This window comes from Pseudomonas sp. Van50 (assembly GCF_055390755.1).
Window position 1 is genome coordinate 3,472,292 of record NZ_AP024343.1, and the last position, 20,904, is coordinate 3,493,195.

Sequence of the window (20,904 nt, forward strand, 5' to 3'; positions counted from 1 at the left end):
GGGTGGCTTCAGTTGATCGTCAGTGGATCAACATGCCGCCGTTTACATCGAGCGTGATACCGGTGAGGTAAGAGGACAAGTCGCTGGCGAGGAACAGTGCTGCATTGGCGACATCCTGCGCGGCACCGAGCCGGCCCAGCGGGATGCTTTCGATGATGGCGTGACGACGATCGTCCTGCATCAGGCCGCCAGTGATGTCGGTATGGATCAAACCTGGCGTGATGGAGTTGACGCGAATGTTGTCCGCGCCAAACTCCCGCGCCATGGCTTTGCCAAGCCCGAGTACACCGGCTTTCGCTGCGCTGTAGTGGGGACCGCCGAAGATGCCGCCGCCGCGCTGGGCCGACACGGATGACATGCAAACGATGCTGCCCGAGGCCTGGGTACGCATGACCGGAATGACTGCCTGCGACATCAACAGCGTGCCGCGCAGGCTCACATCCAGGACTTTGTCGTAATCGCCCGGGCGTATGTCCAGGGTCTTGATCGGCTGCGTGATGCCGGCATTGTTGATGAGTATGTCGATACGGCCGTAGCGCTCGACAACCTTGGCGACCGCGGCTTTGACTTGCATTTCGTCGGCGACATTGGCAGCCAGGCCCAGATGGCCTTCGCCGAGGGTGGCCGCGGCGTCACGGGCGGCGGATTCGTCGAGATCCAGAATCACGACGTGGGCGCCGTGCTGGGCGAAGGTAACAGCCGTTGCTCGGCCGATACCACGTTCGGATGCAGCGCCAGTAATAATCGCGACTTTGCCTTGAAGAAGCATGAGGGGTACCTCTGATTGTTTTTATGGTTCGATTCAGCGATCGATGACCCAGAGTGGTCCCCGTCAACAGGTCGAGCAATAACGCAAACGTCACTGCTACATGAATAAAATTCAGCACTCGTCAATGCAGATCGCAAATGCTTGAATGGCACTCCCTGCTCGTGCCACAAAAACAGGCTGAATACTGATGCGCCAGGACGATATTCCTTCATCCCATCTGCCACCGCTGAGAGCCATTCAAGCCTTCGAGCAAACCGCTCGTTTTGGCAACCTGGCAAGAGCCGCCGAAGTGCTCGACCTCACGCCGTCAGCGATCAGCCATCAACTGGCCAAGCTGGAGGTGATGATTGGTCGACAGCTGTTTGTGCGGGCTGCGCGTGGGGTGACGCTGACACCGGTAGGTGAGCAGTACTTGAAGGACATTTCCGGTTTGTTGCAGAGCCTTGAAGTCGCCACCCAGCGGGCCGCGAGTGACGTGAGCCTGGATTGCCTGCGGCTGCATTCCTCCCCTAGCTTTGGCTTGCTATGGCTGATGCCCAGGTTGGAGTCATTTCGCTTGACCAACCCGGACATCCAAATCAATTTGTCTTGCTCCTATGAATCGCTGCATTTCAGCCAGGACAAGATCGATGTCGATATTCGCCACGGCCGGCCCAATTGGCCCAGCTATGAAGTGCGTACCGTGCGTAACGAGAACTTCGCTGTGCTGGCCTCGCCCAAGCTGATCGCGCGTTGCACGGTAAAAAGCGCCGCTGATCTTCTGGCTGAAGACCTGATCCTTTCCGAAGCGACCTTGCTCAGATGGCCTGAGTGGTTCGCCCAACACGGCCTGGCGCGCCCCGAAAAACCCTACGCCTTGAGTTTTGATCGCTCCTACATGAGCCTGGAAGCGGCGAGCCACGGTTTGGGATTCGCCCTCGAAAGCACGCTGCTGGCACAAAAATACCTCGCCAGTGGCTCACTGGTCGAGGTCGCCCCCGAAGCGTTGAGCTCTCCGGTCGCCGCCCACCATCTGGTGTTCCCAAGGGCTCACTCCAGCTTTCCCAGGGTCAGGCGGTTTTTGGGGTGGATGGAAGGGGAGTTAGGGCATAGTTTCGTGTTCTGAAGTGGTGGCCGCCCGAGCGGTCACCACTGCGCCTACAGATACAAATCAGTCATTGAGCGTGAAAACCGCAGCGTCATGGAATATTGCGATAAAGCATCATCCGAGCCGTTTCGTGCAGCCCCCGTGTCAGCCCATTCAAGCGCCGAAACTCCTCGGGGTGCTGCGCCGCCACATCGTCACGCGGTGTGGGTGATGCCAGGTCGTGCAGGGTCGGCGAACTGCCGTCGTGCTGCATCTGCAGCAGGAAGTCCTTGGTAACGCCGCCAATGATCGGGAATGTACCCTCGCGCAGCACCAGCGGCACCACGCGCTCGCCCTCGGGGGCCGGCTGCTGGATATCCCGGCCCAGCGCGCCATTTCTGAACGGTATGCCCGCCATGCCCGCCACCGTCGGCAACAGGTCCACGAGACCGACGGCCTCTTCGATCACCCGGGGTTGCAGGCCGGGGGCATGGATCAGCAGTGGCACGTTATTGCTTTCCAGGCCCAGTTGCTCGAACGCCGGGGCCATGTGCGGGATCTGGCTGATACGCGTGTTGTGGTCGCCAAAGAACACAAAAATACTGTTGTCGTAGTAGCCGCCGGCCTTGGCGATGTCCATCAGGCGGCCGATGTTGTAGTCCAGCAGGCGCACGGCGTTATATTGTTCGACGCTACGGGAACCGGCGGCCTGGACTTGCTCCAGTGTCACGTCCTTGACCTGGAAGCCGTCGTTTTGCTTGGGGATGGTGAACGGCCGATGGTTGCCGGAGGTTTGCAGGTAAGCAAAGAATGGCTGGTCCTTGGGCACGGCGCGCAGCAGTCGGTCGCTTTCCTTGAACAGGTCCAGATCGGAAATGCCCCACACGTCCACGCGGGGCGAGCGCCAGTGGCTTTCCTCGAACAGTTGCACGCCGTCGATGCTCTGGCGGATCAGCGCATTGATATTCGCCCAGCCGGCGTTGCCGCCGATCATGTAGAACTTCTGGTACCCCTCGAACGCGTTGATCAACGTGCGTTGGCGCGTGATCAGCGGGTTGCGGGTGGCGGTCTCCTGGCGGGTCACATCCGGCACGCCGGTGATACTGGCCCATACGGTCTTGGCGGTACCGGTGACGGGTACATAGAAGTGCTTGAAGAACCAGCTTTGCGTGGCCAGTCTGTCCAGGTTCGGCGTAGGGTCGAGCGGATTGCCATAGGCACCGACGGCGCTGGTGCCGAGGGATTCGAGCATGACGAAAATCACATTCGGCGGGCGCTCACCGGCCAATCGATAAGGCTGCACGTCTTGTTCGCGGACGAAATCAAGTCGCTGGGCGTCGGGTTGATCGACGCCCAGGTACTGCGCGATCTGCGGGTAGTGCTCGCGCACCTGGGCTTCATCAAATTGCGCTTGACCGACCTTGAGCGTGTCATACAGAAACAGCACCGGGTTCAAGCCCACTGCCGCCACTTGGTTGTTGCCGGAAAAGAACGCATCGCTCCAGCGCAGCGGCACCGGGTTTTCCAGGTTGAGGTTGGCGACGCGGCCAAGCAGGGCCAACAGCACGGCTACGACGCCCATCACGGAAACCGGCGCCAGTGCCCACTTGCTGATAATTTTGCGCTCCTGATCCAGGGTCAATCGTTCAAGGCGTATCAGCGCCCAAACCCAAAGCGTCACTGCCGTCAGCCAGCACGAGGCGATCCACACCACCGGGTAGGTTTCCCACACCATCTGTTGTGAAATCTGTGCGTCTTGCAGGTAGCGCAGCACCGTCGCATTGATGCGCACGCCAAGGTAGGCGTAGTGGCCGAAGTCGATGATGTACACCAGGCCGATCACCGCTAGCGCGATGAGCAGATAACCCCGTGCCAGCCAACGCAAGATCGGCAGGGTGGTCAGGTTCCAGCGCGGCAGCCACGCCAGTACGGCCAGCGGCAGCAAAATCAGCACCGTCAGGCGTAGGTCGAAACGCAGGCCGATGCCCAGTGTTTCCAGGAGCGCCGGGGTGTTTAAAGCCAGGCTGGAAAAACCCAGCACAAATACCAGCCGCAACGCCGCCAGCAACGCAAATACCAAGGCGATCGAGCCTGCGCCGTAACGCAGGCGGCGCGATTGCAACACACCCATCATTGACCTCTGTGCCATTTCAAAAGGGGACGCCAGGCGGCGCCGATCAGCAGGCCGACCCCGGCCACCAGGCAGTAGCCGGTCAGCAGCGGGTCGACCAGATAGTCCCAATAGTTTTCCGAAGCCTTGAGCCGCAGCGCGAAGGCCAGGGTGCCGATCGCCAGCATCCACACGGCCAGGGAATTGCGCAGCCACAGCATCAGCAGCGCCAAAGCACCAACCAGCACAATCATGGGCCGCGGGTTGAACCCCCAACGGTACGGGTCGTAATAGGTCAGGCCCAAGGTGGCGGGGTACAGCAACAGGCTCAATACGCCGAACAGCGTCAGCAATTGCACTTGGTGCTGACGCACAAGCGGCTGCACCACGCCCAATCTGCTGAGTGCGACCCACCCCAACAGCACCACGGTGCTGAGCGCCAGGTCATCGGTAAAACTGCGCACATACGCCGCCAGCGGCAGCTCATCGACCGGGATAAAACTCACCGCAGCCAATATCGGCAACCACCACGGGCGCCAGGGCGCGCTGAATCGAAACGAGCTCAACAGCACAAACCCCAACAGCACAAAACTCAAGTGGGCCTGCCATAAAGAAACCATCACAGCCGCTCCGCCAGCCAGGCTTCGTTGAAGCTGACATGTTTGATAAACGTGTTATTCCATGAGTACACCACGTGGTACATGCCGTCCGGGCCGCGGCTGAAGTACGGGTACTCGTATTCGAAATCGCAGCCCTGGGGTTGGCACACGCGGTAGTCGAGGTTACTGAGGAAGCGTTGTTCCAGCGGCAGGCGCCGTGCGCCGCTGGAGGCACGGAAACCTTCGCCGATGATTTCCTTGTAGACGTCGGGCGAGAAGGGTTGGCCGAGCGGATCGGGTGACTGGTCCAGTTCCACCACCGTACGCCATTGGCTGAGCTGGGCGTCGGTGCCGTAGAGACTGAGCCTGAAGCGGCCGTCCTGCAGGTCATTGAGGGCCACCAGCAAACCGTCGTCCACCGTGCCCACTGCCGCCAGCGACGAATTGGGGTTGGCTGGCTCCAGCGGATACGGTTCGCTCCAGGTTTGCCCGGCGTCTTCGGTACGGCTCGCCAGGACGCGGTGGTGGGTGTCGCCGGCATAGCGCAACATCGCCACGGCGCGGTTGCCGTCCAGGGGCACAATGGTAGGTTGCAGGGAGTTTTTGCCACGGCTGATGCGGAATTTATCGATCACCGCGCCGTCGGCGCTCAAGTACAGGTACTCGGCAAACTTGCCCATGAATTCGTGGTAGACCGGCAGGCCGATAGAACCATCGGCATGGAACACCGGTGCGGCGCGTACCAGCGTGCTGATATTGAAGAATGGTGAGGTCACCAGTTGCCGAGGTGGCGACCAGTTCGCGCCGAGGTCATCGGACACCATCACATTGATGGCGCTGGTGGCCCAGCCACCTACCGATACCGAGACATAAAACATCCACAAACGTTTGTCCGGCGCCAGGGCTATGACTGGATTGCCCAGTTTGCGGATGTAGCGCTGGGTGCCGTCACGGGTGCTTTCCCGCGTGGCGAGCACGTGCTCGGTGCCCCATTCGCCGCTACGGGCATCAAAGCGTGCGGTGCGCACTTGTACATCGGCAGCACCTTCGCGCGAGCCGGCAAACCACGCGGCCATCAAGTCGCCACCGGGCAGGGCGGTGACCGATGAGGCGTGCACAAAGTCATTGAGCTGCGAAGACACAAAACGACTGGTGTATTGCGGCGCCGCAGTTGCCTTCGCGGTGTTCGAGCTGATAGGGGCAAACGGCGCCAATACATGGGGAGGATGGCTGAACCAGGCGGCGCAGAATACCCCTAGCAGGCTGCAGATCAGGAGGGCGGAGCGCATAGGCAAACCAATTCGGAAAAAGATTACGGTGCACGCTCATCCGGCAGGCGCTTCCTGCGACCGGTGAGCATGGATAACGGCAGGTTGTCCCGCAGCTGGAAACTCTCGAACACCGCTGCCAGCACATGGATGCACACCAGTCCCAGCAACACATTGGCCGCGGTTTCGTGGATTTGCAGCGGCCAATCGGCGCCCCATAAAGCATCGACTTCCTGCATCAGAAAGCCGCTGATACCAAGGGTCAACAGCGCCGCCAGCATCGCCACCATCACCAGGGCGCCGAGCGGCGAGTGACCCAGGCGATGTTGCGGGCGCCCCCTGAGCAGCGAGCGCAGGTGGGCCGCAAGCCGCGTCGGTGTCGGCCAAAAGTCTGACCAGCGCGCACTGCGCGGCCCGACGAACCCCCACACCGCTCGTACCAGCAGCCAGCCCATGGCGTAGTAGCCCAGCCAGACATGCCAGTCGTCGCCCGCTTCATTGAAGAAGTAATTGGCAACAAAGACCCCGGCGATAGACAGGTGAAACAGCCTCACCAGCGGGTCCCAAAGGCGCAGGGATTCGCCTTGCATCAGCCTTTTATCTCAGTCTTCACGGCCTTGCCGGTCACCGGGTCGTGGTAGATCTCGACTTTGCGCTTGTCCTTGTCGAAACCGTAGATCTCATAGCAATTGCCGTCGGTGACCTTGAACTTGCTGATTTGGTAGCCTTCGGCCTTGAGCTTGTCCTGGAAGGCTTTTTCGTCTTGCCATTGCGAGCGTTCGGCGGTGGTGCATTGCGGGCCGGCGACGGCCAGCGGGCTGGCGATAATCAAGGACAACAGGAGAATTTTGCGCATGGAAAAGCTCTCAGCGTTTGTGGGAGCTTGCACAGTGCAAAACCAACCTTAGCGAAACCTTAGTTGGTAACGAGCTGTAACATCTTTGCCGGAATAGCCCCCGATAGAACCCGGCATGATGCCGCCGATTCCTAGAGAGATTTTGCGATGCGCCTACTCCTCGTCGAAGATGATCGTGCCCTCGGCCAGGGGATTCGCGTGGCATTGGGCGCCGAAGGCTACACCCTTGACTGGCTGCAGGATGGCCTTGGCGCATTGCATGCCTTGCGCAGCGAAAGCTTCGACCTGCTGCTGCTCGACCTCGGCCTGCCGCGCCTGGATGGCCTCGATCTGTTGCAGCAATTGCGTGCCGAGCAGCACGACCTGCCAGTGCTTATCCTCACCGCACGCGACGGCACCGCCGAGCGTATCGCCGGATTGGATGCGGGCGCTGACGATTACCTGATCAAACCGTTCGACGTGGAGGAGCTCAAGGCCCGCGTGCGTGCGTTACTGCGCCGCAGCCAGGGCCGCGCACAACCGCTGTTGGAGCATGCTGGCGTCAGCCTCGACCCAGCCACCCAGCAGGTTCGCTATCAGGACGAGGAGATCATCGTCACACTGATGGAATATCAACTGCTGCACCAGTTGATGGTGCGCCCCGGCAAAGTGGTGACACGCGAGCGGCTATCGCGGGCGTTGTACGGCTGGCAGGACCGCGTCGAGAGCAATACCCTCGAAGTGCTGATCCATAACCTGCGCAAAAAAATTTCCACCGAACTGATCCGTACCGTGCGTGGTGTCGGCTACGTACTGGCGCTCAAACCATGATTTCCGTCCGCGCGCGCATCCTCGTCCCGGTGCTGGTGCTGATCCTGCTGGGTGACGCCCTGATCAGTTGGCTGGTCCTGCGCGACAGCCACCACGAAATCGAAGAGGTCTACGACGCGCAACTCGCTCAAAGTGCCCGCCTGCTGCAAGGCGTGCTGCACCAACGCGCCCCCGGCGAGGCCGACTGGGACCGTCTCTACCAAGCCTTCGACCAGGCCATGAGCCGTGTCGGCGCAGACGGTGTAGCCCATCCCTACGAAACCCGCCTGACCTTTCAAGTCTGGCGCACCGACGGCCAACTGCTGGTGCGCTCCGCCGAAGCACCGATCCTCGATGCGCCGCCCGTCACCCTTGGCTCCCACGACCTGGTGGACAACGGCAACGACTGGTGCGCCTTCCTCCTGGCTGACCCGCAACAGGGCCTGTTGATATGGGTGGGCGAGCGCGACGACATTCGCCAGGACCTTATCCAGCGCATCGTTCGCCACACGCTGTGGCCCACACTGATCGGTGTTCCGCTGCTGGCATTATTGATCTGGCTGGTCATCGGCTGGGGCCTCAACCCCCTGCGCGCCATGGCCCGTTCTATCCGCGGGCGTACCACCGATTCTTTGCAGCCGTTACACCTTAAGCCGCTGCCGAGCGACCTGGAACCCATGCAAACCGCGCTCAACCGCCTGTTGGATCAGGTGGATGATCTATTGGAGCGCGAGCGCCGCTTCATCGCCGACGCCGCCCACGAACTGCGTACACCCTTGGCAATCCTGCGCATCCACGCCCAGAACGCGCAAAGCGCCGTCACCGAAGAACAGCGGCGCGAGGCATTGGATTTCCTGGTCAATGGCGTCGACCGCGCCACCCGTATCGGCAGCCAACTGCTCACCATGGCCCGCATCGAACCGCAATTGAACAACCCCATGTATCAACGCGTGCAACTCACCGAGCTGGTCCGCGAAGAACTGGCCGAACTCACGCCACTGGCCATGGAAAAGGGCGTGGAGTTGGTGCTGGAGTGTGATGAAGAGTGTTGGGTAGAAACCGAGCCGACAGCGTTAGCCATTGCCATGCAGAATCTGGTGACCAATGCCCTCAACTTTTCTTCCCCAGGCAGCGAGGTGACTGTCGTGGTGCGTAAGGACGAGGCGGGCATGGCCAGCTTGAGGGTGGAAGACGCCGGGCCGGGAATAGCAGAAGGGGAGCTTGGAAGGTTGTTCGAGCGATTTTACAGCCGAGGCAATGCCAATGGCGCGGGCTTGGGATTGGCCATCGTACAGATGATTACTCGTAAAATTGGTTGCACCCTGCACATTTACAATCGAACAAGCGGGGGCGTATGTGCAGAACTCGGCCTGAACCAGGCCAGCCGCCCCTATAACGTTCTCGCAAATTCGAGTAACGCATCTGTCACCGTGACGACGTAGGTGAACTCCGAACGAAAACCACTTCCCGCTAAAAGCGGCCTGAACTCGGGCACAGCCATCAGCAGAGGAGAGCCGCTTCCCAAAAAATGGAGCGAAATAGGGAAGCGGAGGAACGGCAGTTAAGGGGAAACTTCATCCTCGCCTAACCATACAACCGCTGTTCAATCTCTTCGAGGGTGCTGCCTCGTGTCTCCGGTACCCATACCGCGACGAAGGTCAGAGATAGAAGTCCTGCTCCCACGAACACAAAGAAGGTTTGGCCGATCCCGATCGTCGCAACCAAAGATGGAAAAAACATGCCGATCATCACGTTGGTCAACCAGAACGCTGCGATCGCCATACCCATGCATCCGCCGCGGATGCGCATTGGGAAGATTTCCGCCAAAAGTACCCAAAAAGCGGGCCCGATCAGCCCTTGCATGGAGGCAAGGAACATCGCCATGGCGCCGAGAATGAGCATGGCGCGGGTAACGGAGGGATCGACAAAAACTGAAACCAGGCCAATCAACAGTAAAGACAATGTGGTACCCGTGAAACCGAGCAGCATCATTGGGCGACGGCCCACGCGGTCCAGCAGCGCAATGCCCACGAACGTTGCGCCAATCGAGATAACGCCATTTACGACATTGGCGATCAGTGCACTACGTTGCTCCAGGCCTGCTTCTGTGAGGATCTGGGTGCCGAAGTACATGATTGAATTGACTCCGGTCAGCTGCGACGTAACAGCGATACCGATGCCAATCAAAAAGATTCGTCGCGCGCCCTTTTGAGACAGATCGCGCCAGCCACCTTTTTTGATGAATCGTTCGTTGCTGATCTGCTGGGTGATGGCCTCCATCTCAGCCTTGGCGTAGTACTCCTCCCGTACCAGTTTCAGTACCTCCAGGCCCTCTCTGAAGCGCCCTTTGGTGGCTAGCCAGCGCGGGCTTTCCGGCATGTAGAGCATTCCCAACCAGAGTGCCACTGCTGGCAGGGTTGCCAAGGCAAGCATCCATCTCCAAACACCGTCGAGATCGCTAAACAAATTGCCCAGTGTGGCGTTGGTGGTGAAGGCCAGGAATTGCCCGGTGACGATCATCAGCTCGTTGCGAGTGATGATGCGACCGCGGATGCTGGATGGGGCCATCTCCGCCAGATACGCCGGCACGACGACCGATGCGCCGCCCACCGCTAACCCCAGCGTGAAGCGGGCCGCCACCATGACGTTGAGGGTGGGCGCCAGCGCACAAGCCAACGCGCCAAGAAAAAACACTACGGCGAGGAAAAGAATGATACGGCGGCGACCCTTGAGGTCCGATAGGCGACCGCTGAACAGCGCCCCCATCATTGCGCCGATCAATAGGGCGCTGGCAACCAAACCTTCCGTGAAGGGTGTCAGGCCCAGGTCATCTTTCATGTAGAGCAAGGCGCCATTGATGACGCCGGTATCGAAGCCGAATAGCAGGCCGCCAAACGTGGCAATCCAAGTGATTTTTTGCAGGTAGCGCTGTGCCTGGTGTTTTTCAGGACTTACAAAAGTGGCTGAAGTGTCTGCCGTATTTCCGTAGGAATTAATTGTCATTGTGATATTCCTGACTGAAACTCATGGGAGTGCTCACTCGCCATCGCAGTGAGCGTTTCAACATGCAATTACATTGGTTTTTCTCGTGGTGCGATTCAGATGGGTTGGGGTTTGAAATCGCTGGTGGCTACTGGCATGACGCTCTGTAGCAGTCTTACGGACTTTTCCAAACCCTCGAGGCTGTTGAGTAAAACGTCCTCATGCTCGATCGATAGCCAGCCATCGTAGCCAGCCATCTTCAAGCGGTAGCAGAACTGCCGCCACCATTGCTCACCGTGGCCGAATCCAAGCGTGATGTAGGACCAGCTTCGGGATGAGATATCCATCAACGAGCCATTTTCCAGGAGTGAATCCACGGCCTGGACTGGCGCGTTAAGCAAAGTATCTTTGGCGTGCACATGGTAAATGGCGTCGCCCAGTGCCTCGGCGGCGACCAGCGGGTCAGCGCCCATCCAGAACAGATGCGAGGGATCAAGGTTGGCGCCAATCACCGGTCCGATTGCGTTGCGTAGCTTCAGCAGCGAGCGGACGTTGTAGACGCACTGGTTACCGTGCAACTCCAAAGCGATGCGTTCCACACCATTTTCCTTGGCCAGATCAGCTATTTCGCTCCAGAAGGGCAGCAGGCGTTCTTCCCATTGATAGCGCAGCATTGCCTGGGTTTCGGGAGGCCATGAGGCAACCACCCAGTTCGGCATCTTGTCGCCGGCCTGACCTTCAGGTAAGCCAGACATGGTGCAGACGGTCTTGACTCCCAACTCACCGGCTACGCGTATCGTGTCCTTGAGACACTGGCCTTGTGCAGGCTGCGTGGGATGCAAAGGGTTGCCGTTGGCGTTCAAGGAAATGATTTCCAGACTGTGTTCCTGGAAGCTGCGTTTGAGGGCCTTGCGGTCATCGGCGCTGGCGAGCATCTGCGCCAAGTCAAAGTGCGGCGCGGTCGACCATCCGCCGGTGTTGATCTCCAGGCCCGACACTCCCAGCCGTTCAGCCTGCTTCAGCATCTCCCGCAGGGGCAGGTTGCCGAGGCTATCGGTGACGAATCCCAGCTTCATGACGTAGCTCCTTCTCGCGATCGGTAGAGGGGCGGTGCTTCCAGCGTTGGCAAAACTACCCGGCGACGCTGATGGAGTGCCTCGATGCCGGCTTGAGCGACAATGGCTGCGCAATAGCCGTCCCAAGCACTCGCGGCATGGACAGGGAAACTACCTGTGGTGATGAACTCCACGAATGCTTTGTTCTGCAGGCGATAGGCGTCGGCGAAACGCGGCCGCCAATCGGCAGCGTACCTTTCAAAACCCTGAAGACGGGTGTTGAAGCGAGCATGTACGGGGTGGCCAGCTGCACGGAGCCCAACTCGCCCACCAACTCGCCACGGACGTCGTACCCGTAATGGGCGTTGTTGTTGATTTCGATGTTCACCAGATGGCCTTCCCGGGTTTCCAGCACCATGAATACCGGGGCGCCGACGCCGTCCTTAGACGTGTGGGTGGGTTGGAACACCGAAATGGCAACGTATTCAGTATCGAGCACGTGACGTGCCACATCGAACTCATGCGGCGCGGAGTTACTGATCGCCATTTGCCCGCTGAAGTTGGCGGGGGCTTCTACGTTGCGGTGGAAGTTGTGCATCATCACAGCCCGACCTATCACGCCGTCGCCCAAGGCACTTTTCATTTCCCTGTACGAAGGGTCAAACCGGCGCATGAAGCCCAGTTGCACGAATTGGCGACCCCGGGAGGCCTCTTTGTCGATGACCGCCAGGCACTGGTCCGGGCTTTGAGACAACGGCTTTTCACACAGTGCGGGCTTCCCTGCATCAATGGCTGCCATGGTCAGGACCGCATGGGTTTCGTCCGGGCTGGCGATGATGATTGCATCGACATCGGACCTTGAAAGCGTGAACAGTGGGTCAGTGGAAACGTCAGCGGCTCCATAACGGTCAGCTATCAGCTTCGCTCGCTCTGGCGACGCATCACACACCACATGCAAAGTGGCTCCCGGAAGGTCCTGGGCAATGATGCGGGCGTGATCCTCCCCCATAATTCCCGCGCCGATAACGGCGATTCGTATGCTCATATTCAACTACCTATCAATGGGCGAAAGTCATCTACGCAGCGTCGAACGCGCGAGCACGTTGACTGAGAAGGGAGGTGCAAGGTGGGCCACGAGCGGCTTGGCCGTGGCGGTCGAAACCAACCGATGAGGCGAGTTATTCATGGGGCTATCCTGGCGGTTTGTTGTGTTTGTTATGCCTCGATTATTAGCGCCGAAAAAGCAAGCATCAAGGAGCACCATAGGCGGTTTATGATGTGAAAAACCTCAAATTCAAGAGTGCAGTACCGTTTTTCATTGCTCTTGAAGCCGACCATCGGGAATGTTTATATGGTGTAAATAACATCAAAAGAGGGCGTGCCATATGACCACGCAAACATCAGCGCGCTTATGGAAGGGCCCCACCGTTCAACAGGTCGCCAAGGTGGCGAGGGTCGGGCCTGCGACCGTCGATCGTGTGCTGAACAACCGTCCCGGCGTTCGGGAAAACACCCGTCTGAAAGTCCTGGCTGCGCTGGATAAGCTAAGGAAAGACTTGGCTGACGGCATGGCAACGTTGCAGATCAAGCTCTTTTGCGATTCGGGCGAAACCTTCAATGCAACGTTGGCCGACGCCGAGGCATTGGTGAACGCTTCGACACCAGGCGTCGTCGTGCATGGCTACTATGAACCGACTAACCAGGTCGATCCCGCCACTTTTGCTGATCAGGTTCAGGCACAGGGCGCCTCGGCGGATGGTGTGATCGTGGTATCGCGCGAGCATCCGGCGATCAATCGCGCGATTCGCAAACTGTGCAGCCTAGGCATACCAGTCGTTTGCCTGACCACCGACCTGCCTAATTCCGGGCGAAGCGCTTATGTAGGCAACGATCAATATGCGGCGGGCAGTGTCGCCGGGTTACTGATAGGCAATGCGTTACCCAAGGAACCGGCAAAAATTCTGTTAGTGACCAGTGTGCCGTTTCGCTGTCAGCAAGAGCGGGAGATGGGGTTTCGCAGGGTGCTCCGTTCCGAGTTTCCGTATCTGAAAATCGACGAACGAGTGATGTCCGACGATCGCCCTCAGACTACGACTGAACAATTGACGCGTTATTTTTCCAAGCACGACTACCCGGCAGCCATCTACAACGTGGCCGGTGCCAATCGGGGCGTTGCTCAAGCGATAGATACCATTGCGGCTGAGGATCGGCCTATTTTCGTCGGCCATGAGCTTACCGTTCATACGCGGGCGATGCTTGAGTCCGGCGTCATGGATTATGTTATCTCTCATGATTTCGTTGGCGAGACTGCCGCAGCGGTGCGCTGGATACGAGGAGCGGTTGAGGGAGCCGCGACAACGCCACCTTCAACACAGATCTTGATTCACACTCGATACAACTGTGGAGCGTAAGGCCACGTTGCGTTCTACCCAGCCGTGTCCCTCGGCAAAACCAAGGATGGAGGCCTGTGTCGGAGTCAGTACCGATCGAGAAACGGTGCTCCTTGCCACATTGATGTTCCCGGTTGCGCCACTGATGTCGCGAAAGATTCCGGCAAATAAGTAAAAAATCTATATAAATCAATATGATAATTTTGATTCTCTACAAGCTTTACGCTTTCGTCGTTTTATTGGCTGATTAATATCAAAGAGCCATATTGACAGATTGTTGGACAATATTTAGTCTTTGCAAGATGTTTCAAGGACTGAACGCGATGACTAATGGATTAGTTGCACATGCCCGCCTGTGCCTCATAGAAAAATTCCTGTTGTGCCCACCGGACCGTCTCACAACGGTTCTTGATCATGATTCTACCGTTTGCCTGACGCAGTTGGACCTCAAGTCGAAGGTTTATCAGGCGCGTCAGGTACTCCGCCAACGTGCCCTTGAACCGGGGCAGGTCGTAGCGATCTGCATGCCTTCGAGCATGGAGGTGCTGACCGTGGTGCTCGCCGCGTGGGCCGAAAGATTGGCAATCGCGCTTCTGCCGCACGATTTAACTCATACGACAATGCGTGATGGCAGCGGGTTGGCCGCAATGCTGGAGTTGATTGAACCTGCGTTGATAATGACCTGCGGGGCGATAGCGACGAAGTTGCCGGGCTCATGGTCAGACGTCGCCCTGACGGATGACGAGTTGCTCAAGCAGATGAGCGCGATAGCCGATTACGTCGATGAGCCAGCCTTGAGCCGCCCTGAAGACTTGGCGATTTTACAGTTCACATCTGGCAGTACCGGAATGCCTAAAGCGGTGTGCATCAGTCAGTCGATGCTCAGTTCCAATTGTCAGGCAATTGCCGAGCGTGTAAACGTCGACACGACCGACCGGATGGTCAGTTGGTTACCGCTTCACCACGACATGGGGCTTTCCGCATTGACGCTGGCCTGGTGGTGTTCTATCGATCTGGTGCTGATGCCGACTCACGAGTTTTCTCGACAGCCCATGGCTTGGCTGCAGGCACTGTCTCGCTTCAAGGGTACCTTGTCACCAGCGCCAACTTCTGCATTTGCCTTGCTCAGCCGCCTCGCCGGACGCGTGCGCGAAGGTGAACTGGACTTGTCCCATTGGCGCTATGCCTGGGTGGGTGCCGAGCCAGTGTTTTATGACCACCTCCGTCAGTTTGAAATTGCCTTCGCAGTTCATGGCCTGCAAGTGGGTGTACTGCAACCGGCGTACGGTATGGCGGAAGCAGTGGTTGCGGTTTCACTCAACGCACCTGGACAAGGTATGCGCGTTCGCTGGTTGGACACTCAGAGCCTGCACAGCTCAATGCTGGTCAAAGAGCAAGCGCCTGGCACTCCCGGCTCTGCACCTTATCTAGGAAATGGCACGGCAGTCGGTGAAACCGAATTTCGAGTCGTAGATGAACACCAGATTTGTTTGACGCAGGGCCAGCTTGGCCGGCTGCAGATCAGGGGCGACAGTATCATTCGCCGTTACTTGAAAATGGATCCGGTGCGACCCCAAGCAAAAGATTGGTATGACACGGGTGATCTGGGCTTTCTGCTGAACGATGAAGTGTTCATTACCGGGCGCAGCAAGGACCTGATTACGCGTGCAGGCGTCAACGTCAATCCGCACATTATTGAATGGGCGCTGGAAAGTGCCTTCAATTTAGCTGCCGGTTCTGTCGCTGCCTTTTCCTGCATCGACATTCAGCGTTCAAAGGAATGCGTTGTAGTGGTCATGGCGAGTAATGCTCTTGGCACTCGGGATCCCGCGGAGTTGCGTCGCGAAGTGGCGCAGATCGTTGTACGCCAAGCCGGCGTCCAAGTGGATGAAGTGCTGCTGATCCGCCGCTCGGAATTCCCTAAAACCACAAGTGGGAAAATCCAGCGTCAGGCATTAAGTCGACTGTATTTGAGTAACCGTTTGAGTTCTGCTGCCGTCAATACTGACCGCGTTTCCGCTTAATCATCTTTTACAACAGCACGGATTGCATACGTGCAAGGAGCACTTGTGTTTGATGTTATTTGCCAGACGATAAAAAGCCTTTCAATACAGGGGATTCTACCGGCTCATTTGAGCGGTTCCGCGATAAAGGCTAACGATACGTTGTTGGATTTGGGCTTGGACTCAATGGGGCAACTAACGCTGCTCTCCGAGTTGAAAGGTCGCTTATCGCTGAGCTTGCCTGCCGACCAAGTTGATGCGACGACAACGCTTCATGAGTTGGCGATGATACTTGAGCGTGCGAACACACTCGCGTTTTCCGCGGCGATATAAAGGGGGCGTCAATGTCCACTAATACGTATGTAAAAATGCCGTGGTTCGTCAGTGCCAAGGTCGACACGCTGGCTATTCTGGTTGGAGGCCCATTGATTTCGGTCGCGCTGTTACTGGCTATTATGCAGGGACCGGCGTTTCTGGTGGGCGCGTTGTTGTTTGCGCTGTTCCTAGATATTCCCCATGTGCTGCATACGCACGTTCGATTGTTCGCTGAGCCGCTGGAGTATCAGCGGCACAAAGTGCAATTCTGGGCGGGATTAGTTGTTATCAGTGTCTTCTGCGTCGCCCTCTACAGCCTGAATGCTCTACCTTGGCTTGTGGCGATCTGGGTTTATTGGCAGCCTTATCATGTGTGTAAACAGCATTTTGGTGTGGCGGCACTTTATGCGAAGAAGGCCGGGTATAAACATTCTACTTTGCCGATTCGCAACATGGTTTTGGCCGGGTTTGCTGCGCCGCTGATTTATCGCATCACTCACGGTGGTTTTCATTTTGGAAACTACGAACTGTTTGAGCAGACGCTGCCGTTTGCGAACATCTCAATTCCAACGCCGGCACTCGCGCCGTTCTGGGCTTGGTTGGCATACGCTGTATTCGCAGGCACGACGCTTCAATTCCTGGTTGCCGAGCGGCGACAGCAGCGTCATCAAGAAGGCTTGCCGCGCTTCGTACTGGTCATGCTGGCGGTTTCGCTGGGGCTGTATAACGCCGCTTACCTGCTGGTGAGCGATCTGTACGCGCTTATTTTGATCGGTACCAGCATCCACGCGCTGCAATACCACTTGGTGTGCACGTCTACCGTAATGGCTGGACTGCGCCGAACTGAAACCCAGCCAGCCGTCACAGGCGCCTTGGGTGTTGCACACGGTTGGGTCAAGCGGATGGGGGCTAAACCGTGGATCTGGTTCAGTACGCTGGGGCTGGCCAGTCTGTTGGTGCTCAGCCTGGAGATGCCTTCCGTAGGGCTGGTACCGCTGATCATCGTTCTGCATCACTTCTACCTGGATGGTGTCATTTGGAAACGTCGGTGAAGCCTGTCGCAAACCTGGACGGGCGTACCTTCGTGGACGAGTTGCGCCCATTGATCGAGGACTTGCGACGCCATCATGCATGGCGCTATCGCTTGGACTTCGGGTTGAGCATCGGATTGTTCTGGGTCGCACTGTCCATGCTGGAAGGCGCCGGTTCTGTGACTTGGCCGTTATGGTATGGCACGGCGGTGTTCACGCTTTACCGGTCGGCCATGTTCATTCATGAGCTGAGCCATATGCCGCGCCGCGCTGTACCCGGGTTCAACCTGATGTGGAACCTGGCGTGTGGTATCCCACTGCTGTTGCCATCGTTTTTGTATTTGAGCCATATCGACCACCATACCCTCGGGCGCTACGGCACTCGCCAGGATCCGGAGTACCTGCCCTTTGAGCAGCAGTTTGGCCGCAGTGTGATCACCTTATTGGTCGGTACGCTTTTTACGCCGCTATTGCTGCTGGTCCGTTTTGCAGTACTTGGCCCGGCCTCTTGGTGCATTGCGCCGCTGCGTCGGCGGGTCATCGAGCGATACAGTGCGGTCACCTTACATGCCGCCTACCGAAACTCGGCGACGCGTTTTCGCAGCGCGCGCGGCTACAACTACCTGCTGGAGATAGCGACCAGCCTTTATGCGTGGGGGCTGATCGCTGCAGCAGGCTCAGAGATGTTGCCGTGGTCGCGTGTCGGCCTGTTCCTTGCCGTCATTTATGGTGTGTTGTTCATCAACATGTTCCGTACATACCTGGCGCATCGGTATGCCTCCAGCGGTGAACCGGTATCACTTCAATGGCAATTGGCCGATTCGTCGACCCATGATCGCCAGGGAAGTTGGCTGGAACTGCTTGAGCCCCTGAGCCAACGCTATCACGCCATGCATCATCTTTTTCCGGCATTGCCCTATCACTCTTTGAGACCAGCCCATGAACGAATCATGGTGGCCGAGGGTGTGGCGGCGGATCTTTATCGACAGACAGCGGGTCGGCTATCGCCCGTTTCGTCACCCTACAGCACAGAGAATCTTTCATGAGCCGTTGGCAGCAAATCAGTCCATTTGAGCAGCATGTGAATCCTGCAGTCGGCGAATTGATTCGTCGGGTAGGGCTCGACAAAACGTTTGTACGCGGCGAGGGCTGCTACCTCTATGACGCACAAGGACGGGCTTACCTGGATTTCCTCGGTGCGTACGGTGCGCTGCCATTCGGCCATAGTCCGGACGCGTTGCTGGCCGAACTGGCCAGCTTTCAACTGAGTCGGGAACCGATCTTTGTGCAGCCATCCTCCCTGGCGGCAAGTGGGTTGCTGGCACAACGTCTATTAGCAATCGCGCCAGGCGATTACCGAAGCGTGACCTTTCAAAACAGTGGCGCCGAAACGGTAGAGGCGGCACTTAAAGCCTGCCTTATCAAGACAGGCCGCAAGCGCATTTTGTCGACCCACCAGAGCTTCCATGGCAAGACGCTCGGAGCGCTCTCAGCGACAGGCTCGGATAAATATCAGGAAGGTTTCCAAGCGCCGTTGCCTGGTTTTGATTTTGTTGACTATGGCGACATTCAGGCCCTTGAAGACCAATTACAGCGCCACCCTGACGCCTACGCTGCAGTAATCATTGAACCGGTACAGGGCGAGGGTGGAATCAATCTGCCGCCGCCCGAGTACCTGCAGCAAATCAGGGCCGCCTGTGATCGCAGCGGCACCCTGTTGATTATCGATGAGGTTCAAACCGGACTGGGACGCACCGGGCAGATGTTCGCCAGTGCGGGGGTGCAAGCGGACTGCCTGCTGCTGGCGAAAGCCCTGGGCGGCGGGGTCATGCCGATCGGTGCCTGCCTGATCAGCAAGAACGCGTACAGCGAAGACTTCCAGAACAAGCACTCATCTACTTTCGGCGGGAACACACTGGCCTGCCGCATCGGGCTGAAAGTGCTGGATCTACTGGACGAACGTCAAGACCTGCTGGACAACGTGCGAGATAACGGACGCTACCTGCTGGAACAGCTCAACGAGCTGGCGGCAAGACACGCCTCGTTCATCAAGGAAGTACGCGGTGCGGGCTACCTGATCGGCATCGAGTTTGATCTTGATCGTAGTCACTATCCGCAATTCTACGGCGGCTTCACCGGCATCATGGGGGAGCAGGAAAGCCTTGTTCCCATTCTCGCAAGCTACCTGCTCAATGTTGAAGGTGTACGCGTTGCACCGACCCTCAACGGCGCGAACGTGATGCGTGTCGAGCCTCCCCTCATTGCCGGGCGAGCCGAGTGTGAAGTGTTTATCCAGGCGTTGGCTCGCACGCTGCAATGGGTGGAGGAGGGGCGTACGGGCACATTACTTGCTCATCTGCTTGATGCTCAGCCCTGCTCGTCGGGACCACCGCCAGCTCCGCTGCATCAGATCAGCTTTACCGAGGCAGTGCCTGATAACCATTTTGCATTTGTTCTGCATCCCCTGGAGCTCTCGAACTATGCCGAATTCGATGAAAGCCTGAGTCATTATTCTCAACAGTCGTTGCGCATGCTTGAAGAGCGCTTGAATCCGTTGATGGACCCATTTTTCGTCTCTACGGTCGAGCTTACATCGCCCGCCACCGGTCGCAGAGTGACCGGTGATCTGATCATGGTGCCACGCTCCGCGGCGCAGTTTGCGGCGATGCCCATTGAGGAATCCTGTGAACTGATCGGCCAGGCCATCGACATGGCCAAGCAACGCGGTGCAACGTTGGTCGGGCTAGGAGGGCATACCTCAATCGTGACCGGTGGTGGCTTGCGTTTGTTGGATAAAGGCGTGGCCCTGACGACGGGTAACAGTTACACGCTGCTTACAGCGGTCGAGGCATCGTGCCGCGCAGTTGAAATGACAGGGCGCCGTATGCAGGACATGCGCGTTGCGGTTATTGGTGCCACCGGAAGCATAGGCTCGGCCATCGCGCGGTTGATTGCGATGCAGGCCGGACAGGTCACCCTGGTGGGTAACCCGATGAGTGCACGGTTCAACACGCCGCGCTTTGCCTCTGTCATTACTCAGTTGGTGAACTTCTGCACGCAGGGCGTGCCGGCGCCCGGCAGCGTACTTGCCGGAATCGCTGAGCGTTTGAACGAACACGATAGCGCGGATCTCGCAGCCTTGTTGTTGACTGAAAACGGTGAGCGTACCGCGCTGCGCTGGAGTAACGACATCAACCTGTCGTTGGCCGACGCTGACTTGGTACTGATTGCGACTAACAGCGCCGAGCGTTTTATCAGCGCCGATGACATCGCCGAAGGTGCCATCCTGTGTGACATCTCCCGACCTGCCAATGTCAGCCAGGATATCTCAAGTCGCCGGCCGGACGTGCTGGTGCTTGACGGTGGCATTGTCGAAATGCCCGGAGAAGCACGCTTGGGGTCACGTTACGGTATCCCGCAAGACCTCGCATATGCCTGCATGGCCGAAACCATGATGCTCGCCCTCGAAGGTATCTCCTGCCACACGAGCCTTGGTCTGGACCTCAGCAATGATGACCTTGAATTGGTTCAATCGTTGTCCGTGCGCCACGGTTTCATGCTGGCTGGATTTCGCAGTTTTGATAAAGCCCTCGATCCCGATCAGTGGCGCAGATACGCCGAACGATTCAGCACCGCTACCGCTGTCGAAACCATCTAAGAGAGGATCCGAG

18 protein-coding genes are annotated in these 20,904 nt (G+C 58.0%); 9 read left to right on the forward strand and 9 right to left on the reverse strand.

Annotated elements, in window-relative coordinates; translation table 11 throughout:
- Window positions 1-19 precede the first annotated feature (19 nt).
- A complete protein-coding gene (locus ACZ5M5_RS14730; RefSeq protein WP_464739302.1) occupies window positions 20-769 on the reverse strand; it encodes an SDR family NAD(P)-dependent oxidoreductase in 750 nt (249 codons plus the stop codon).
- 187 nt (window positions 770-956) lie between these two features.
- Here ACZ5M5_RS14730 and ACZ5M5_RS14735 point away from each other — a divergent pair, with 187 nt between their 5' ends.
- Window positions 957-1,874, forward strand: a complete 918-nt coding sequence (locus ACZ5M5_RS14735; protein ID WP_060742461.1) for a LysR substrate-binding domain-containing protein — start codon at window positions 957-959, stop codon at window positions 1,872-1,874.
- Window positions 1,875-1,947: 73 nt separating this feature from the next.
- On the opposite strand, the gene ACZ5M5_RS14740 is transcribed toward ACZ5M5_RS14735, so the two are convergent.
- From ACZ5M5_RS14740 to ACZ5M5_RS14760, 5 genes are read right to left on the reverse strand one after another with little or no spacing between them, the layout of a single operon-like run.
- Complete coding sequence (locus tag ACZ5M5_RS14740) at window positions 1,948-3,966, reverse strand: LTA synthase family protein (protein ID WP_464739303.1); 2,019 nt, start codon at window positions 3,964-3,966, stop codon at window positions 1,948-1,950.
- Window positions 3,966-4,565: a hypothetical protein gene (locus ACZ5M5_RS14745; protein ID WP_464739304.1), complete on the reverse strand. Its 600-nt coding sequence runs from the start codon at window positions 4,563-4,565 to the stop codon at window positions 3,966-3,968. The genes ACZ5M5_RS14740 and ACZ5M5_RS14745 overlap by 1 nt, the downstream gene beginning before the upstream one ends.
- A complete protein-coding gene (locus ACZ5M5_RS14750; RefSeq protein ID WP_464739305.1) occupies window positions 4,565-5,833 on the reverse strand; it encodes a sialidase family protein in 1,269 nt (422 codons plus the stop codon). Before ACZ5M5_RS14750 ends, ACZ5M5_RS14745 begins: the two co-directional genes overlap by 1 nt.
- 23 nt (window positions 5,834-5,856) lie before the next feature.
- Entirely contained in the window at window positions 5,857-6,402 is a 546-nt protein-coding gene (locus ACZ5M5_RS14755; RefSeq protein ID WP_464739306.1) for a cytochrome b/b6 domain-containing protein, read from the reverse strand.
- On the reverse strand, window positions 6,402-6,668 hold the full coding sequence (locus ACZ5M5_RS14760; protein WP_060742456.1) for a PepSY domain-containing protein: 267 nt from the start codon (window positions 6,666-6,668) through the stop codon (window positions 6,402-6,404). The genes ACZ5M5_RS14755 and ACZ5M5_RS14760 overlap by 1 nt, the downstream gene beginning before the upstream one ends.
- Before the next feature lie 147 nt (window positions 6,669-6,815).
- Between ACZ5M5_RS14760 and ACZ5M5_RS14765 the strand changes: the two genes are divergently transcribed.
- Together ACZ5M5_RS14765 and ACZ5M5_RS14770 are read left to right on the forward strand one after the other, a co-directional pair.
- Window positions 6,816-7,478 carry a response regulator gene (locus ACZ5M5_RS14765; protein ID WP_060742455.1) on the forward strand — a complete coding sequence of 221 codons (663 nt, stop codon included), beginning with the start codon at window positions 6,816-6,818 and terminating at the stop codon, window positions 7,476-7,478.
- Window positions 7,475-8,899 carry an ATP-binding protein gene (locus ACZ5M5_RS14770; protein WP_464739307.1) on the forward strand — a complete coding sequence of 475 codons (1,425 nt, stop codon included), beginning with the start codon at window positions 7,475-7,477 and terminating at the stop codon, window positions 8,897-8,899. Before ACZ5M5_RS14765 ends, ACZ5M5_RS14770 begins: the two co-directional genes overlap by 4 nt.
- A 142-nt stretch (window positions 8,900-9,041) precedes the next feature.
- Here ACZ5M5_RS14770 and ACZ5M5_RS14775 read toward each other — a convergent pair whose 3' ends face one another.
- The 3 genes from ACZ5M5_RS14775 to ACZ5M5_RS14785 form a co-directional block, all read right to left on the reverse strand.
- Entirely contained in the window at window positions 9,042-10,460 is a 1,419-nt protein-coding gene (locus tag ACZ5M5_RS14775) for a sugar porter family MFS transporter (protein WP_060742453.1), read from the reverse strand.
- 95 nt (window positions 10,461-10,555) lie between these two features.
- The gene (locus ACZ5M5_RS14780; protein ID WP_060742452.1) at window positions 10,556-11,515 is read right to left on the reverse strand and encodes a sugar phosphate isomerase/epimerase family protein; all 960 of its coding nucleotides are present in this window, start codon (window positions 11,513-11,515) and stop codon (window positions 10,556-10,558) included.
- Between the two features lie 55 nt (window positions 11,516-11,570).
- Entirely contained in the window at window positions 11,571-12,539 is a 969-nt protein-coding gene (locus ACZ5M5_RS14785; protein ID WP_464739308.1) for a Gfo/Idh/MocA family protein, read from the reverse strand.
- A 340-nt stretch (window positions 12,540-12,879) separates the two neighbouring features.
- Between ACZ5M5_RS14785 and ACZ5M5_RS14790 the strand changes: the two genes are divergently transcribed.
- The 6 genes from ACZ5M5_RS14790 to ACZ5M5_RS14815 all read left to right on the forward strand — a co-directional run bounded on the left by ACZ5M5_RS14790 (window position 12,880) and on the right by ACZ5M5_RS14815 (window position 20,891).
- Entirely contained in the window at window positions 12,880-13,905 is a 1,026-nt protein-coding gene (locus tag ACZ5M5_RS14790) for a LacI family DNA-binding transcriptional regulator (RefSeq protein WP_103308250.1), read from the forward strand.
- Between the two features lie 302 nt (window positions 13,906-14,207).
- Window positions 14,208-15,908: an AMP-binding protein gene (locus ACZ5M5_RS14795; protein WP_158249653.1), complete on the forward strand. Its 1,701-nt coding sequence runs from the start codon at window positions 14,208-14,210 to the stop codon at window positions 15,906-15,908.
- A 45-nt stretch (window positions 15,909-15,953) separates the two neighbouring features.
- Window positions 15,954-16,220 (forward strand): acyl carrier protein, encoded by a 267-nt coding sequence (locus ACZ5M5_RS14800; RefSeq protein WP_158249652.1) that lies wholly within the window; start codon window positions 15,954-15,956, stop codon window positions 16,218-16,220.
- A gap of 11 nt (window positions 16,221-16,231) precedes the next feature.
- The gene (locus ACZ5M5_RS14805) at window positions 16,232-17,254 is read left to right on the forward strand and encodes a hypothetical protein (RefSeq protein WP_464739309.1); all 1,023 of its coding nucleotides are present in this window, start codon (window positions 16,232-16,234) and stop codon (window positions 17,252-17,254) included.
- Entirely contained in the window at window positions 17,239-18,279 is a 1,041-nt protein-coding gene (locus tag ACZ5M5_RS14810) for a fatty acid desaturase family protein (RefSeq protein WP_464739310.1), read from the forward strand. The genes ACZ5M5_RS14805 and ACZ5M5_RS14810 overlap by 16 nt, the downstream gene beginning before the upstream one ends.
- Window positions 18,276-20,891: an aminotransferase class III-fold pyridoxal phosphate-dependent enzyme gene (locus ACZ5M5_RS14815; protein ID WP_464739311.1), complete on the forward strand. Its 2,616-nt coding sequence runs from the start codon at window positions 18,276-18,278 to the stop codon at window positions 20,889-20,891. The genes ACZ5M5_RS14810 and ACZ5M5_RS14815 overlap by 4 nt, the downstream gene beginning before the upstream one ends.
- The last annotated feature ends 13 nt before the right edge of the window (window positions 20,892-20,904 follow it).